Raw genomic sequence first — 15,398 nt, forward strand, 5'->3', positions numbered from 1 at the left:
TATCATTAGAAAGCGAGGGGAACAGCATGGCAAAAAAAGAGGAATGGCGTCTGGAACGGGATTCCATGGGAGAAATCAAGGTCCCGGCGGACAAATACTGGGGTGCTCAGTCAGAACGGAGCTTCGAGAATTTCAAGATTGGGACGGAAAAGATGCCCATGGAAGTGATCCGGGCTTTTGCCTACCTGAAAAAAAGTGCTGCCCAGGCCAATGAAGCCTTGGACAAGCTGGACAAGAAACGCTGCCAGATCATTGGCAAGGTCTGCGACGAGATCCTGAAGGGAAAATTGGACGGCAACTTCCCTCTGGCAGTGTGGCAGACCGGCAGCGGGACCCAGAGCAACATGAATGTCAATGAAGTCATTGCTCATCGGGGGAATGAACTGGCCGGAGAAGCACTCCTCCATCCCAATGACCATGTGAACATGTCCCAGAGTTCCAACGATACCTTTCCTACGGCCATGCACATTGCTGCCGTCTGGGAACTGGAAAAACAGCTGCTGCCGGCCCTGGATGAATTGGTAGCTGCCTTCAAGAAGCTGGAAAAGGCCAACAAGGGCATTGTGACTACGGGACGGACCCACCTCCAAGATGCAGTGCCGGTGGCTTTTTCCCAGGAGATTTCCGGCTGGCGGACCATGCTGGAGCGGAATCGGCAGGAAATCAAGGCTGCGGAAAAGGGCCTGCTGGAATTGGCCTTGGGAGGGACGGCGGTAGGCACCGGCCTGAATGCACCCAAAGGCTTTGACAAAAAGGTGGCTGGGTACATCGCCAAGAACACGGGCTTTTCCTTTGTGACAGCACCCAATAAGTTCCATGCCCTGACCAGCTTGGATGATATGGTCTTTGCTCACGGCGCTTTAAAGGCTCTGGCAGCCAACCTGATGAAGATGGCCAACGACGTCCGCTGGCTGGCGTCCGGGCCTCGGGACGGCTTGGGAGAAATCACCATTCCCGCCAACGAACCGGGTTCTTCCATCATGCCTGGGAAAGTGAACCCTACCCAGTGTGAGGCGGTGACCATGGTGGCGGTCCAGGTCATGGGGAATGATGCGGCCATTGGATTCGCTGCTTCCCAGGGGAACTTCCAGCTGAACGTGTTCCTGCCAGTGACCATCTACAATTTCCTCCAGTCCGTCCGGCTCCTGGGAGATGTGATGGTGTCCTTCCGGAAGAACTGTGTGGTGGGGATCAAAGCCAATAAGGAAAAGATGGCCCACAACCTGCACAATTCCCTGATGCTGGTGACGGCCCTGAGCCCGTATATCGGCTATGACAAATGTGCCCAGGTGGCCAAATTGGCTTTCAAAGAAAATATTTCCCTGAAAGAAGCGGTCCTGAAGCTGGGTTTCATGGAAGAAGGAGAATTCGACAAAGTGTTCCATCCGGAGAAGATGGCGTAAAAAAACGGGGCTGCTGCATAAGCAACGGCCCCGTTTTTTTTATTCCCCCAACATCTCCAGGATCTTGGCCCCTGCGGTGCAGGCGGGGCAGAAGCAGTATTTGCCCCCTTCGGCCTTGACTTTCTGGCCCTGGGCCAGCATCTTGGCAGCGGTTTCTTCCCCGAAGGCCTTTTTGGCCGCATCGGATGCAAAGAAGGGCAGCACTTGGTCGATGGTGCATACGTCTTCTTTCAGGGCAGCCCGGAGAAGGGCCGTCAGGTTGGCCTGGGCTGCCGTTCCTTCTGCAGTCAGCCACTTTTCTGCCAAGTCCTTCAGCCCGCTGTATACACTGGGGGCTGCTGCCAGATTTTTGACTTCTGCGACCAAAGCTTCATGGTTTTCCATAGAGATCATCCTTCCATGTAATATTAGTAATTATATCATATACTTTTTTTGGGGGAGTGCAAGCCCCTGTTTTTGCAAAAGAATTGTGATAAAAAAGGAAAAGACAAAGAAAATTCACAAATAAAAAGCAAAAAAATGCAAACAAGGAGCGCCTTTTGTGACAGGGCCCAGTCCCCTTTGGTATAGTGGAAACGTGGAAATAGACCACAAGCCTGGAACGAAGAGAAGCGCAGGATTGCCGGCGCCTGTAGAGGAAACAAGGCCACTCGCACAGAACCCGGGAAGCAGGCGGTTCCCTTCCGGAAAGGAAATTACCAGAAGGGGGATTTTATCATGAAAAAAACCTTAGTGTATGCTCTGGCCATGGCTATGGGCATCAGCGCCACGGCATTTGCCGCCAACCCGTTCTCTGATCTGCCGGCAGGCCACTGGGCTTATGGAGCCGTAGCAAAACTGGCAGCGGCCGGTGTGGTGGACGGATATCCGGATGGCACCTTCAAAGGTGACAAAACCATGACCCGGTATGAAATGGCACAGATCGTAGCCAAAGCCCTGGCCAAAGGTGCCATCGGTGCCGATGACAAGCTGGTCAGCGAATTCGCTGATGAACTGGACAACCTGGGTGTCCGGGTGGCCAAACTGGAAAAGAATGCCGACAATGTGAAGATCACTGGGAATGTCCGGCTGAGCTATGACCACAGCAGCGGCGGTGCCGTCAACAGATGGCAGGCTGCCAAAGCCGGCCGTGACAACGACGACGCCCGGCTCCGTACCCGTCTGTTCCTCACCGGGGAAGTCAATGACAACTGGCATTACGTATCCATGCTGGAAAACAACCAGCACTTCATCGGCAACAACGAATCCGGTGATGATGATACGGATTTCCAGAGAGCCTATCTGACTGGGAACATCGGTGTGGTCAACCTGACTGGCGGCCGGTTCCAGGATTTCATCGCTGACGGGAACATCTACGATAGCCGGGTAGATGCCATCAAAGCCAATGTGAAGATCGGACAGGCCTATATCACCGGGGTCTGGGGCAAGATGGCCAACAAGAGCGAATACAGCTGGAGCGATTCCAACAACGATTCCGTAGCTGACAAATATTGGAGAGCTGAAGTAGGCGGCCGTTGGGGCAACCTGAACATGGCAGCCAACTATGTCCGGGCAGATGATGTAACCGCCATGGGCATGGGTGGCGATGATGATTCCATCTGGACCGTAGGGGCTGACTACACCGCCGGCAAGTTTAACTTCGGGGCCATGTACCTGAATGGGGACAATGATCACCTGGATGACATGAACAAAGATGACGACGGGGTTGTAGCCTGGCTGAAATACGGCGGTGCCACCGCTTCCAAACCGGGGAGCTGGGGCCTGTTCACCAAATACTATGATCAGGCTGCTACCACTACCATTGCTCATACCATGAACGGCCGGTATGATGTGTTCCCGGAAGAAGGGTTCAAGGGCTGGCACTTCGGCGGCAACGTAACCCTGGCCAAGAACATGGTGGCCCAGGTGGAATACTTCGACCTGAAGGGCAAGGACAGCGACGAACATGCCCGGACCCTGTGGTCTCAAATGGTGGTAACGTTCTAAAAGAAGGAAATACGGAGGGGGACTGCACACTGGCGGCAGCCCTCCTTCTTTTTTGCCGGGACGAAGGGAAAGTTCTGGTATAATGGGCATGAAAAAGCCTGCATGCCAAAGGGGGAACTTGTTATGGGAAGAAGAAAAAAGGGGGAGACCCTCCAGGAGGAGAACAAGGAACTTCAGAAAAGGATCCGGCATACCGCCAAGGAAATGTTCCTGGAACTGGGCTATGTCCGGACTACCCTGCCCAAGATCGCTGATGCGGCTGGAATCCCGCTGCGTCAGCTGAATATCCTGTATCGGAACAAGGAAGAACTGCTGAACGATCTGGCCAGCCAGCTGATGGAACGGACCCGGGAATACATCTTCCACACCCTGCTGCCGGAAAAAGCCTTCCCAGAAACCTGGTCACCGGAAGAAGCCGCCTTGTACCGGTATGTGATGCTGCTGGGGATGGAAATGGAAGTGCTGGACTCCAATACCATGCTGTGGAGTTTCTGGAAAACCGCTTACTGCATCCCCCATCTGTTCGAACGGATCGTGGAGCGGCATTACCAGTATGTGACGGCGCTTTTCTCAGTCCGGATGTCCAGCCAGTTCAGTTATGAGAAGGTGCTGCTGGTGTGTTCAGCCCTGGGCGGTTATGTGATGGCCCACGGCTTCCGGCAGCCCTACAACTGGCCGCGGATCCGCCGGACCTTCCTGACCCATTCCCTGCGGATCTTCGGGATCTCCAGCGGGACCATCCAGAAAATGTTGGACAGGCTGGAAGAACAGCGTCCTCAGTTGACGGAAATCAGCGGAAAAATCCTGGAGACCTTATAGGCATTCCTGGAAAAATCTTTTATAATAAAGAAAAAATGATGGATGCCTGACAGGGCTCTTCCGGAAGGAGGGGTGCCGGGGCGGCGAAAGGAACGATTTCCATGCAATTTTTTCCTGCATTGACTTCTGCGGTGCTGGCAGGCATATTGGCGGCCGGTCTGTCCCTTCCGGCGGGAGCGGCTTCCAGCCGGAATTTCAGCGATGACATGAAATTCCAGGAGCCGGCCAAGATTACCGCGGATCAAGGGGCTGCTTCCCTGGAACGGAAGCTGGATCACAAAAAATCCATTTATTATGCTCATCCGGATTTCTACCACATGCATTCCAAAGGATCCCTGGTGCTGCTGCCGGCTTTCAAGACACTCCAGCAGTCCAGTGAATGGTCCTGCGGACCAGCGGCGGCCCTGATGGTGCTCCGGTGGTATGACCGGCAGAAAGACTGGACGGAACAAAAACTGGCAGATCTGCGCCACCCCCTGCAGGATGTGGCAGTCCCCGGCTTCCCGGAGGGCTATCCGGGCACCACCTTGGAACAGATGAAGGATATTTTCCGGAAGGTAGGGGGCTTCGATCTGGTGACTACAGAAGACTATGTCAAGGCCGGAAAGATCTTTGGCCCGGAAGACATCAAAGCCACCCTGAAGGCCGGAAAACCCATCTTGGTGGGGTGGATCGACTGGGGCGGCCACTGGCAGGTGGTCATCGGTTATGACGACATGGGAACGGCCGATCCCCAGGATGATGTGCTGATCGTAGCGGATCCCTATGATACCACGGACCACAACCAGGACGGCTATGGCATCTACCCGGCTGCCCGCTTCTTCTCCACCTTCGACATGTACGGACAGTTCCCGGAAAAAGAGGGAGGGAACCACAACCTGTTCCTGATTGCATCTCCGGCAAGGGTGAAGCTGTGATTTTTTAAGGGAGTGTTGCAAGTATGTGGTTTTCGTACGGGCGACACTCCTTTTAAAAAGTCAAAAAAACTTTGACTTTTTAGCACTCAACGCTTGACAGTGCTAACAATATGTGCTATTATAATACCAGAACGAAGGAAAGACCACTGAGAAGGGTTCCCAAGGAACCTGGAAAGTAGGACGGGCTCCAAAGGGGGCCCCGGGAATCCAAGCCTTTCGGTAGTTCCAAAAGCTGACCTTCAAGGCCAAGATTGAATGGAGGAATGGCTTATGTTACTGCCTGCTGTTTTCAATGACAATGTGTTCGATGATCTGATGAATGACTTTGACGATGTGTTCTCTGCACGGAATCCTCTGTACGGAAAACATGCCAGAAATATGATGAAGACCGATGTACGGGATGTGGGCGACCACTACGAACTGGATATCGATCTGCCGGGCTTCAAGAAGGATGAAATCCATGCACAGCTGGAAAATGGCTATCTGACCATTAGTGCCAGCAAGGGTGTGGACAAGGATGAAAAAGATAAGAAAGGCCAGTATATCCGCCGTGAACGTACTTTTGGCCAGTGCGCCCGGAGCTTCTATGTAGGGGAAGGCGTCACCGAGGCTGATGTGAAAGCCAAATACGAGAACGGGATCCTGGAACTGAGCGTTCCCAAGAAGGAACCCCAGAAGGTGGACAGCAAGAAATACATCGCTATCGAAGGATAACGAGGCAGGGAGGTCTCGGAAGAGGATCGGGATCTCCGATAGGAACCGGAAGGGACTGCTGCAGGGGCAGCAGTCCCTTCCGGCTTTATTTTTGACTGTCCGGTCACCTTAAAAAGCGGATAGTTTACAGGGGCTTCAAGGGATCTCTGTGGCAAAAAAATGAAAAAGATGAATTTTTTCGCAGAGAATTGATGGAGGTTTTGTCACGTGCTATAGTATTTTATTATAGAGGTCATTTATAGGATAAAGAATGGAGTCATAGGTTTTATGGGCAGAAACAGAAAACAAACGTTGGTAGACGCTACTCCCCAGGATCAGGCCATCCGGAACCAGATCCTGCGTACGGCAGCCAAATTGCTGCAGGAAGTGGGATACCAGCGGACGACCCTGAGCCGGATCAGTGAAGTGTCCGGGGTGGGGCCTACAGAACTCCGTCACTGGTACAGGACCAAAGACGAGATCCTGGCGGCGCTGACGGAACAGCTGCTGACCCGTTCCCAGGAAGTGATGGAAAAAGAACTGGCACCTTCCGAAATCCTGCTGAAAGAAAATCCCAAAGAGATGCTGGCCCTGTACCAGTACATTATCCCTTTGGCCATCGCTCTGGAGGCCATGGATGCAAGCGCCATACTCTGCAGCATCTACAAGACCATGTATACCACACCCCGGCTCTTTGAAATGCTGGTGGACCGGCATGCTTCCTATGCCCACCTGACTTTTGCCCGGGATTTTACGGCCCAGGAATGCTATGAGCGGGTACTGGTGGTGCGGTCTTCCCTGAGCGGGTATATCCTGGCCCATGAATTCCGGTATCTGTTCCCCCGGGAGCAGCTGAAGCGGCTGATCCTGACCCAGGCACTGGAAATCTTCGATGTGCCGCCGGAGAAAACCGAAATGGTCCTGGTGGAACTGGAAACCCAGCGGGAGAAAATGTTGGAAGTGGGAAAGCGGATCTTTCAGATGGTATGAAGAAGGGGCTGCTGCACGTGTGAAAAACATACACGTGCAGCAGCCCCTTTTTCCTTGACATCCTCCCCGCTGCCCCATAAACTATATTCTATAATCCATTGCAGCAAAGGAGCATCGTATCATGGATAAACCGATTCCGGATCTGATTACGGTGGAAGCAGCACGGGATACCCATCGCTGGGTGGCGATGACGGCGCTGCTGCTGGCCATCGGTGTCATCCTCCATACCATCAGCCCCAATGTGGGCGGGGTGACCCCCAACTGGACCATTGCCATGTATTCCATCACCATCAGCCTGACCAAACCCGGTCCCACCCGGGCCTTGGGCATCGGGTTCGTGGCTGGACTGACTTTGATCCCCTCTTCCAAATCCGCTTTTCCTCTGGGAAATATCGCCAGTGAACTGAGCGGAGCCCTGACGGCCTGCCTCCTGGTGAAGGCATTTGCCCTGGCCCATCTGGAAGGGCTGAAGGTCAAACCGTTCATCATCGGCTTCTTGGCTACCTCCGTGAGCGGCAGCGTGTTCACCTATATCCTGAAGCTGGTACTGGGACTGCCCCTTACGGTGTGGACCCATGCCATGCTGCCGGTGGTGCTTACCGTGGGCGTCCTGAACGGAGTGGTGACCCAGGTGCTGTACGGCCCGGTCCGGAAGATTTTCTTTGCCACGGAGGGAAAACGCCATGAGTGATACAGCCATCCGGATTACGGATTTTTATTTTGCCTATCTGAACAGTGACCTGGTGCTGAAGGATATCAACCTGGAGATCCAGAAAGGCAGCTTCACCGCCATTGCCGGGCCCAGCGGCGCCGGCAAGACCACTTTGTGCAAGGCCATGACGGGAATCGTCCCTCATTATTACGGCGGCCGGTACCATGGTTCCGTAGAAGTCCTGGGAGAAGACATCCGGGGCCGGAAGATCTCTGAAATCGCCATGCGGGTGGGGATCATGATGGACGATTACGAAAGCCAGATGGTTTCCCTGACGGCCGGAGAAGAAATCGCCTTCGGCCTCTTGAACCACGGCTTCTCTCCGGAAGAAGTGGACAAGCGGGTAAGCCAGGCCCTGGCGGATGTGGGCCTTCCTGGCCGGGAAAACTATCAGCTGGATGAACTGTCCGGGGGCCAGCGCCAGCGGCTGCTGCTGGCTTCCGTGCTGGCCTGCCGGCCGGAAGTGCTGATCTTGGATGAACCGGTTTCTGCCTTGGATCCGGATGGGGCCCGGTCTCTGTATGCCCTGCTGTACAAGATCTACCAGCAGCACCGGATGACGGTGGTGGTAGAACATGACCTGAACTATCTGCTGCCCTATATGACGGATCTGGTGCTGATCAGCGGCGGCGAAGCCCGGGTGCAGGGCAGATTCGAAGCAGCGGCCCGAGCTGCCTTTGCCCAGGAAGACCTGCGGGAGAATCTGCCGGAACTGTGGCTGGTGAAGCTAGGCTTGGAAGAAAAGTATCAGGTGCGGTTGGGCAGCTGGAGAACGGAAGAAGAAGCAGAGAAAGAACTGCTCCAGAAATTTCAGGGAGGCGGCAAGGCATGATTGAAGCAAAAGCAGTGAACTTTGCCTATCGGCGGGGCATCCCTGTGCTCCAGGACATCAGCTGCCGGATCGAAGACGGGGAAGCGGCAGCCCTTCTGGGGCGCAACGGCAGCGGCAAGACCACCCTCAGCCGGCTGTTCATGGCCCTGAACCATCCTCGGAGCGGACAGGTGCTGGTGGATGGAGTGGATATCGTGGATTACGAACCGGCGGACCTGGCCGACAAGGTGGGATACGTATTCCAGAATCCGGATCTGCAGCTTTTGGGAGATACGGTCTACGATGAAGTGGCTTATGGGCTCCAGAATCGAAAAATGCCCAAAGAAACCTTGGACCGGCAGGTGCGGGATGCGGTGGAAGCCATGGGGCTGACCTCCTATCTGGACCAGTATCCCCGGGGACTCTCTTTTGGCCAGAAACGGCGGCTGGGAGTGGCGGTGGCTTTGGCCCTCCAGCCCCGGACCCTGATCCTGGACGAAATCACCAACGGCCAGGATGAACAGGAAAAGCAGCATATGATGACGTATCTGGCCCGACTCCAGAAAGAGAAGCATATGACGTTGATCTTGATCACCCATGATATGGAGATTGCCCGGAAGTATACGGACCATGCCCTGGTGCTCCATGACGGACAGCTGGTCTATGACGGGAAAACGGCGGAACTGTTCGACGGGCAGCGGCCTATAGGGGAATGGGGACTGCGGCAGCCGGTCCTGGCCCGTCTGGGAGCCCTGTTCCATGTGGAAGCCGACAGCCCGGAGGCCTTGTGCCGTCAGCTGCAGCTGAAAGAAGGTGGCAAGGCATGAAAATCACAGCCTTTACGAAATTGATCCTGGTGCTGGCGGTGACGGCCTGGGTGTTCCTGCTGCCGATCCCGGCGGTGGCCACGCTGCTGGTATTGGAACTGGTGATCCTGCTGTACATCAAGCGGGACCGGATGACCATGGCCGCCATCGGGACCTTGACGGTGTTCACCGGCATGATGGTGGTGCTCCAGCTGCTGTTCGGCTCCCCCCTGTATGTGGCTCTCACCGGGGGCCTGCGGATGTTCGTCATGACCACCGCTTTCCTGTGCCTCCTGGCTTCTACCCGGATCCAGGACATCGCCCAGGCCCTGGTGGAAAAATTCCATATGCCCTATGAATATGCCTTCATGCTCACTACGGCCCTGCGGTTTGTGCCGGATTTCCTGTCGGATTCCGCCATTACTCTGGACGCCCAGTCCTGCCGGGGCTATTCCAACCGGGGGAATGCCTTCAAACGGCTCTATGCTTATCTGGCGGTGGTAAAACCCCTGGTGATGTGGGCCGTGGCCAAATCCGATACCTTGGCCCTTTCCATGGAACTGAAAGGCTTCGGACCCAATACCTATAAGAACCGCCGGCCCATGCGGCTGCATCTGGGGGACTATGTGACGCTTGTGATCGTCATCGTGCTGAGCACGTATCCCATCTGGGTGAAGCATATTTAAGGCTGACGCATAACCCAGGCGCACGATATGGGCCCATCTGCTTTGTCAGGAGGGATTTGGAAGCCGGGCATATACCGGCTATGTATTATGCCCAACTTCCAAATCCCTCCTTTCGCGCATCTGGACCCATCTCGTGTGCCTGGCCCACCCTCCTTATATCCGCCCTTTTCAAGGGCGGGGGATCATCCGTAAGGATGGTGGTGGGTTAGCAGCCTCCGGCTGCGTCTTTTTTCCAGAAAACCGCGGTGCGGTTTTCCTCCTTTGGCCAGAGACCAGAGACCAGAGACTAATGACGTGTGCGGCTGCTTGGACAGCCGCACACCTTTTCACGAAAGGACAATAATATGAAACAAACTGACATCGCCCCGGTCATTGCCCGGGAACTTTCTGTCCAGCCCTGGCAGGTGGAAAAGACCGTGGAACTGCTGGATGGAGGGAATACGGTTCCCTTCATCGCCCGCTACCGGAAGGAGATGACGGGGTCCCTCTTGGATGAACAGATCCGGACCATCGAAGAACGGCTGGGGACTCTCCGGAATCTGGTGAAGCGCCAGGAAGAGATCCTGGCCAAAATCGACGAACAGGGGAAACTGACCCCGGAACTGCGCCAGGCTATCGAAGGAGCAGAAAAACTCACAGAACTGGAAGATTATTACCTGCCCTATAAACAAAAGCGGCGGACCCGTGCCCAACAGGCTCGGGAAAAAGGACTGGAACCTTTGGCTGCGGCGTTCCTCCTTCAGCGGGAACAGAAGGGGGATGCCCTGACTGCTGCCCAGGCCTATGTGGACCCGGAAAAAGGCGTGGAAACGCCGGAAGAAGCGTTGGCCGGAGCCAGGGATATCGTGGCAGAACTGGCGGCAGAAGATGCCGCTCTCCGGCAGACTCTCCGGGAGCAGCTGTGGAACCATGGATTCCTCCAGACAGAACTGGTGGAAGAGGCTCCGGAAGCCCAGACTTTCCTGATGTACAAAGAGTACCGGGAACCGGTGCGGACCCTGCCTTCCCATCGGGTGCTGGCCATCAACCGGGGAGAAAAGAAAGGCTGTCTGAAAGTCCATTTGGTATGGGAAGAAGAGACGGCTATCCGCCGGATGGAACGCCGGGTCTTCCGCCGTCCCTGCATCTATACGGACCAGCTGAAGGAAGCCTTGGCGGACAGCTGGAAACGGCTGCTGTTCCCGGCCCTGGAACGGGAAATCCGGAACCAGCTGACGGAACAGGCAGAGGCACAGGCCATCAAGGTGTTCGGGGCCAACCTGCGGCAGCTGCTGCTCCAGGCCCCTCTGGGCGGCCATACGGTGATGGGCTTGGACCCGGGTTACCGGACCGGCTGCAAGGTGGCGGTGGTGGATCCCACCGGCCAGGTGCTGGACCATGGAGTGATCCAGGTGACCCAGGGAGAGGGGCAGAAGAAAAAAGCGGAAGAGCTGCTCCTGTCCCTGATCCAAAAGCACCATGTGACCCTGCTGTCCATCGGCAACGGCACGGCTTCCTATGAAACGGAACAGTTTGCGGCCCAACTGATCCAAGAACACCATCTGCAGGATGTCCATTACCTGATCACCAACGAAGCGGGGGCTTCCGTGTATTCTGCGTCCAAACTGGCCCAGGAGGAACTGCCGGAATACGATGTGACCATCCGGGGTGCGGTATCCCTGGCCCGGCGGATCCAGGATCCTCTGGCGGAACTGGTGAAGATCGATCCCCAGGCCATCGGAGTGGGACAGTACCAGCATGATGTGGATCAGAAGGCACTGGCAGGGACCCTGGACGGGGTGGTGGAAATGGCGGTGAACCATGTGGGCGTGGACCTGAATACGGCTTCGCCGGCCCTGCTCCGCCATGTGGCCGGAATCACCGCTGCCACCGCCGGGAATATCGTAGCTTACCGGAACGCCAACGGCCGTTTCACCGGCAGGCGGCAGCTGCTGAAGGTGCCCCGGCTGGGACCGGCAGCCTTTACCCAGTGTGCCGGGTTCCTGCGGATCCGAGACGGGAAATCCCCTCTGGATGCGACCCCTGTCCATCCGGAATCTTATGGCCTGGCCGAGAAACTGCTAGAGAAGCTGGGCTTTGCTCTGGACGATTTAAAAGATAAAGAAAAGCTGGCCCTCTTGGCCGCTAAACGGAAAGAAGCGGACGAAGCCCGGCTGGCCCGGGAACTGGGGGCGGGGGAACCCACCATCCATGACATCCTGGATGCATTGGTGGCACCGGGCCGGGATCCCCGGGCGGACCTGCCGGCTCCTTTGACCCGGCAGAACATCGTCAAACTGTCGGATATCAAAGTGGGGACGATCCTCCGGGGCACGGTGCGGAACGTGACGGATTTCGGCGCCTTTGTGGATATCGGCATCAAGACCGCCGGCCTGATCCACATCTCGGAAATGAGTGAGCGGCGGATCAAGCATCCCCTGGACGTGGTCAGCGTGGGAGAGACGGTCCAGGTCAAGGTCATCAGTGTGGATGAGAAGAGGGGGCGGATCGGCCTTACTTTGAAAAAATAAAATGGAAAAAATCTAAAAAGTTCCTTGAAAAATGGACCCATTTCTTGTAAAGTGTAAGGAGCTCAGTAAAATCATGAACCGTATCCCATTGGAAAAGAAAGAGGAGTCCTATGCTTCAGCGCAAGATCGAAAAGTTCCTGCAGACCTGGAAACGGGTCCCGAAACACAATCCCCTGGTGGTCAAGGGATGCCGCCATTGCGGAAAGACCACCTCCATCCTGGATTTTGCCAGGAAGGAATATGCCCATGTGGTATACTTGAATTTCCTGGAAAAACCAGATTATGCTGCCATCTTCCAGGATTCCCTGGATGTGAATTACCTGGTGATGCTGATTACAGCACTGGTAGGGCCGGAAGCGGTCTTCGAACCTTACCGGACCGTGCTGGTGCTGGATGAGATCCAAGAATGCCCGGAAGCCAGGGCTGCCCTGAAAGCCTTTAAACTGGACGGAAGGTACGATGTGATCGCAGCCGGATCCCTGCTGGGGGTCAAGGGCTATGGGAAAGAACCCGCCCCTATTGCCGTAGGCTGTGAGACCGTGGTGAATATGGTCCCTCTGGATTTCGAGGAATTTCTCTGGGCCAACGGGATCACCACTCCGGTGCTGGATATGCTCCACCAGAGCCTGGACCGGGAAACTCCGGTGCCGGAAGCCCTCCATCTGCGGCTGAATGAACTGCTGCGCCAGTATGTGCTGGTGGGGGGGATGCCGGCCGTGGTGGAAGAATACGTCCGGAGCCATGACCTGCAGAAAGTCCTGGAGATGCAGCAAAAGATCCTCCAAGATTATGAGGAGAACCTGTTCGTCCAGGTGAACAAGCGGGCCCGGGCCAAGCTGAAGACGGTGCTGGATGCCGTCCCTCTCCAGCTGAACAAGGAAAACAAGAAATACCAGTATGCCCAGCTGAAGAAGGGGTCCAAGGCCTCTCAGTTCGAAGGGGCTCTGCTGTGGCTGGAAGAAGCCGGGATCGTCACCCGGAGCTACAACCTGACGGAACCGGGGCTGCCCTTGGAGCGGCATGCCATCGATTCCATCTTCAAAGTCTATTTGAAGGATGTGGGGCTGTATGCAGCGATGCTCGCCGGGGAAGACCGGCAGAAGCTCCTCCAGGGGGATCTGTCCGGCTGCCAGGGAGCTGTCTATGAGAGCCTGGCGGCGGATCTCCTGAGCAAGAGCGGACGGAAGCTCTATTATTATCACAAGAATTCCGGACTGGAAGTGGATTTCGTCATCCTCCACGAGGGGAAAAGCACCCTGGTGAAAGCGACTCCTTCCACCGGGAATACCAAGAGCCTGAAGACACTGCTCCAGCAGCCGGAAAAATACCAGGTGGAACAAGCTATCCAGCTGGGGATGGACAATGTGGCCCGGAAGGGAAAAATCCTGGAACTGCCTTTGTATTTCGGCTTCCTGGTGGGAGCCTACTGAAAAAACAGGAGGTGCGGAAATGGAATTTGATGCGTCTGTGTATCCCTATGCTTCCCGGAGGCGGACCATCTTTGCCCGGAAAGGCATGGTGTGCACCGGTCAGCCTCTGGCAGCCCAGGCCGGGCTCCGGATGCTGCTCCAAGGGGGAAATGCAGTGGATGCGGCCTTGGCAGCAGCCATCTGCCTGACCGTGGTGGAGCCTACCAGCAATGGGCTGGGCAGCGATGCTTTTGCCCTGGTGTGGACGGGCGGGAAACTGTATGGCCTGAACGGCAGCGGTCCGGCTCCCGGTCTCCTGAACCGGGAGAAAGTCCTGGATGCCGGGTACCGGGAGATGCCTCAGCGGGGCTGGCTGCCGGTGACGGTGCCGGGAGCGGTGGCAGCCTGGGCAGAACTCCATCGCCGGTTCGGTCGGCTGCCTTTTGCCAAACTGTTTGAACCAGCCCTGGAATACGCTCGGGAGGGTTTTCCGGTTTCGCCCACCATCCGGAAATTATGGAAGGCGGCAGAAGGGACCTTCGCCCCTTACCGGGAAGATCCAGCTTTTGCCGGCTTGTTTGCCACCTTTTTTTCGAAGGGACGGGCACCGGAAGTGGGAGAGACCGTCACTCTGCCGGACCATGCCCGGACTTTGGAGACCCTTGCCCAGACGGAGGGGGAGGCATTCTACCAGGGAGAACTGGCGGACCGGATGGACCGTTTCAGCCGGGAGACCGGGGGCTGCCTCCGGAAGGAAGACCTAGCCGCCTACCAGGCCGAGTGGGTGGAACCTCTCCATGTGGATTACCGAGGCTATGATGTCTGGGAGATTCCTCCCAATGGCCACGGGATCACCGCTCTGATGGCCCTGAACATCATGCAGGGATTCCAGCTGGAACAGCGGGAGACGGTGGACAGCTGGCACAAACAGATCGAAGCCATGAAACTGGCCTTTTCCGATGCCCAGCACTATGTGGCCGATCCCCGGTTCATGCACACCCGAGTGGAAGATCTGCTGAGCCCGGCCTATGCGGACCAGCGCCGGAGCCTGATCGGAGAACAGGCCCTCCTCCCCCACTGGGGCAAGCCTTTCAGCGGCGGCACTGTGTACCTGTGTGCGGCGGACGGGGAAGGAAATATGGTTTCCTTCATCCAGAGCAATTTCCGGGGCTTTGGCTCCGGCATCGTGATCCCTGGGACCGGCATCGCCCTGAACGATCGGGGGAACAATTTCAGCCTGGATCCGGCCATGGACAACTGCCTGGCTCCGGGAAAGAAGCCTTATCACACCATCATCCCCGGTTTCCTGACCAAAGACGGGCAGGCTGTAGGGCCTTTCGGAGTCATGGGCGGTTTCATGCAGCCTCAGGGCCATCTCCAGGTGCTGCTGAATACCTTGGATTTCCACATGAACCCCCAGGCCGCCCTGGATGCTCCCCGGTGGCAGTGGATCGAGGGGAAAAAAGTGGAAATCGAAGCCCAGGCTGGGCCGGAAATCATCGAAGGTCTCCGGCAGCGGGGCCACGAGATCGTGGTGAAGGAGGACCGGACTTCTTTCGGCCGGGGACAGATCATCTGGCGCCGGCCGGATGGGACCTTGGTAGGGGCCACGGAGCCGAGGACGGATGGGACGGTGGCGGCTTATTAACGGGCTGC

Annotated in this window: 14 protein-coding genes; 13 read left to right on the forward strand and 1 reads right to left on the reverse strand. The window is 56.3% G+C overall.

Annotation, left to right across the window (positions count from 1 at the left end; translation table 11 throughout):
- The first annotated feature begins 26 nt into the window (after positions 1 to 26).
- The gene (gene fumC / locus BQ2657_RS03060; protein ID WP_075579313.1) at positions 27 to 1,403 is read left to right on the forward strand and encodes a class II fumarate hydratase; all 1,377 of its coding nucleotides are present in this window, start codon (positions 27 to 29) and stop codon (positions 1,401 to 1,403) included.
- A gap of 39 nt (positions 1,404 to 1,442) precedes the next feature.
- Here the strand turns inward: fumC and BQ2657_RS03065 are convergent, their stop codons facing one another.
- Entirely contained in the window at positions 1,443 to 1,787 is a 345-nt protein-coding gene (locus BQ2657_RS03065) for a heat-shock protein Hsp90 (protein ID WP_075579314.1), read from the reverse strand.
- Positions 1,788 to 2,120: 333 nt separating this feature from the next.
- Here BQ2657_RS03065 and BQ2657_RS03070 point away from each other — a divergent pair, with 333 nt between their 5' ends.
- The 12 genes from BQ2657_RS03070 to BQ2657_RS03125 all read left to right on the forward strand — a co-directional run bounded on the left by BQ2657_RS03070 (position 2,121) and on the right by BQ2657_RS03125 (position 15,390).
- Positions 2,121 to 3,389, forward strand: coding sequence for an S-layer homology domain-containing protein (locus BQ2657_RS03070; RefSeq protein ID WP_075579315.1), 1,269 nt, complete (start codon positions 2,121 to 2,123; stop codon positions 3,387 to 3,389).
- Positions 3,390 to 3,512: 123 nt separating this feature from the next.
- Positions 3,513 to 4,208, forward strand: coding sequence for a TetR/AcrR family transcriptional regulator (locus BQ2657_RS03075; protein ID WP_075579316.1), 696 nt, complete (start codon positions 3,513 to 3,515; stop codon positions 4,206 to 4,208).
- A 101-nt stretch (positions 4,209 to 4,309) separates the two neighbouring features.
- The gene (locus BQ2657_RS03080) at positions 4,310 to 5,125 is read left to right on the forward strand and encodes a C39 family peptidase (RefSeq protein WP_075579317.1); all 816 of its coding nucleotides are present in this window, start codon (positions 4,310 to 4,312) and stop codon (positions 5,123 to 5,125) included.
- A 270-nt stretch (positions 5,126 to 5,395) separates the two neighbouring features.
- Entirely contained in the window at positions 5,396 to 5,839 is a 444-nt protein-coding gene (locus tag BQ2657_RS03085) for an Hsp20/alpha crystallin family protein (RefSeq protein WP_075579318.1), read from the forward strand.
- Positions 5,840 to 6,106: 267 nt separating this feature from the next.
- Positions 6,107 to 6,808, forward strand: coding sequence for a TetR/AcrR family transcriptional regulator (locus tag BQ2657_RS03090; RefSeq protein ID WP_083236156.1), 702 nt, complete (start codon positions 6,107 to 6,109; stop codon positions 6,806 to 6,808).
- 121 nt (positions 6,809 to 6,929) lie between these two features.
- A complete protein-coding gene (locus BQ2657_RS03095; RefSeq protein WP_075579320.1) occupies positions 6,930 to 7,499 on the forward strand; it encodes a tryptophan transporter in 570 nt (189 codons plus the stop codon).
- Entirely contained in the window at positions 7,492 to 8,352 is an 861-nt protein-coding gene (locus tag BQ2657_RS03100; protein ID WP_075579321.1) for an energy-coupling factor ABC transporter ATP-binding protein, read from the forward strand. The genes BQ2657_RS03095 and BQ2657_RS03100 overlap by 8 nt, the downstream gene beginning before the upstream one ends.
- Positions 8,349 to 9,158 carry an energy-coupling factor ABC transporter ATP-binding protein gene (locus BQ2657_RS03105; RefSeq protein ID WP_075579322.1) on the forward strand — a complete coding sequence of 270 codons (810 nt, stop codon included), beginning with the start codon at positions 8,349 to 8,351 and terminating at the stop codon, positions 9,156 to 9,158. Before BQ2657_RS03100 ends, BQ2657_RS03105 begins: the two co-directional genes overlap by 4 nt.
- A complete protein-coding gene (locus BQ2657_RS03110; RefSeq protein WP_075579323.1) occupies positions 9,155 to 9,823 on the forward strand; it encodes an energy-coupling factor transporter transmembrane component T in 669 nt (222 codons plus the stop codon). The genes BQ2657_RS03105 and BQ2657_RS03110 overlap by 4 nt, the downstream gene beginning before the upstream one ends.
- 344 nt (positions 9,824 to 10,167) lie before the next feature.
- Positions 10,168 to 12,333, forward strand: coding sequence for a Tex family protein (locus BQ2657_RS03115; RefSeq protein WP_075579324.1), 2,166 nt, complete (start codon positions 10,168 to 10,170; stop codon positions 12,331 to 12,333).
- Positions 12,334 to 12,443: 110 nt separating this feature from the next.
- Complete coding sequence (locus tag BQ2657_RS03120; RefSeq protein WP_075579325.1) at positions 12,444 to 13,763, forward strand: ATP-binding protein; 1,320 nt, start codon at positions 12,444 to 12,446, stop codon at positions 13,761 to 13,763.
- A gap of 19 nt (positions 13,764 to 13,782) precedes the next feature.
- Entirely contained in the window at positions 13,783 to 15,390 is a 1,608-nt protein-coding gene (locus BQ2657_RS03125) for a gamma-glutamyltransferase family protein (RefSeq protein ID WP_075579326.1), read from the forward strand.
- Positions 15,391 to 15,398: the final 8 nt, after the last annotated feature.

The organism is Acidaminococcus massiliensis, assembly GCF_900095825.1.
Classification (GTDB): domain Bacteria; phylum Bacillota; class Negativicutes; order Acidaminococcales; family Acidaminococcaceae; genus Acidaminococcus; species Acidaminococcus massiliensis.

Coding starts and splice junctions, on each gene's coding strand:
- BQ2657_RS03120 (WP_075579325.1), top strand. CDS start 12,444: ATGCTTCAGCGCAAGATCGAAAAGTTCCTGCAGACCTGGAAACGGGTC.
- BQ2657_RS03095 (WP_075579320.1), top strand. CDS start 6,930: ATGGATAAACCGATTCCGGATCTGATTACGGTGGAAGCAGCACGGGAT.
- BQ2657_RS03100 (WP_075579321.1), top strand. CDS start 7,492: ATGAGTGATACAGCCATCCGGATTACGGATTTTTATTTTGCCTATCTG.
- BQ2657_RS03085 (WP_075579318.1), top strand. CDS start 5,396: ATGTTACTGCCTGCTGTTTTCAATGACAATGTGTTCGATGATCTGATG.
- BQ2657_RS03075 (WP_075579316.1), top strand. CDS start 3,513: ATGGGAAGAAGAAAAAAGGGGGAGACCCTCCAGGAGGAGAACAAGGAA.
- BQ2657_RS03115 (WP_075579324.1), top strand. CDS start 10,168: ATGAAACAAACTGACATCGCCCCGGTCATTGCCCGGGAACTTTCTGTC.
- BQ2657_RS03105 (WP_075579322.1), top strand. CDS start 8,349: ATGATTGAAGCAAAAGCAGTGAACTTTGCCTATCGGCGGGGCATCCCT.
- BQ2657_RS03080 (WP_075579317.1), top strand. CDS start 4,310: ATGCAATTTTTTCCTGCATTGACTTCTGCGGTGCTGGCAGGCATATTG.
- BQ2657_RS03070 (WP_075579315.1), top strand. CDS start 2,121: ATGAAAAAAACCTTAGTGTATGCTCTGGCCATGGCTATGGGCATCAGC.
- BQ2657_RS03090 (WP_083236156.1), top strand. CDS start 6,107: ATGGGCAGAAACAGAAAACAAACGTTGGTAGACGCTACTCCCCAGGAT.
- BQ2657_RS03125 (WP_075579326.1), top strand. CDS start 13,783: ATGGAATTTGATGCGTCTGTGTATCCCTATGCTTCCCGGAGGCGGACC.
- BQ2657_RS03065 (WP_075579314.1), bottom strand. CDS start 1,787: ATGGAAAACCATGAAGCTTTGGTCGCAGAAGTCAAAAATCTGGCAGCA.
- fumC (WP_075579313.1), top strand. CDS start 27: ATGGCAAAAAAAGAGGAATGGCGTCTGGAACGGGATTCCATGGGAGAA.
- BQ2657_RS03110 (WP_075579323.1), top strand. CDS start 9,155: ATGAAAATCACAGCCTTTACGAAATTGATCCTGGTGCTGGCGGTGACG.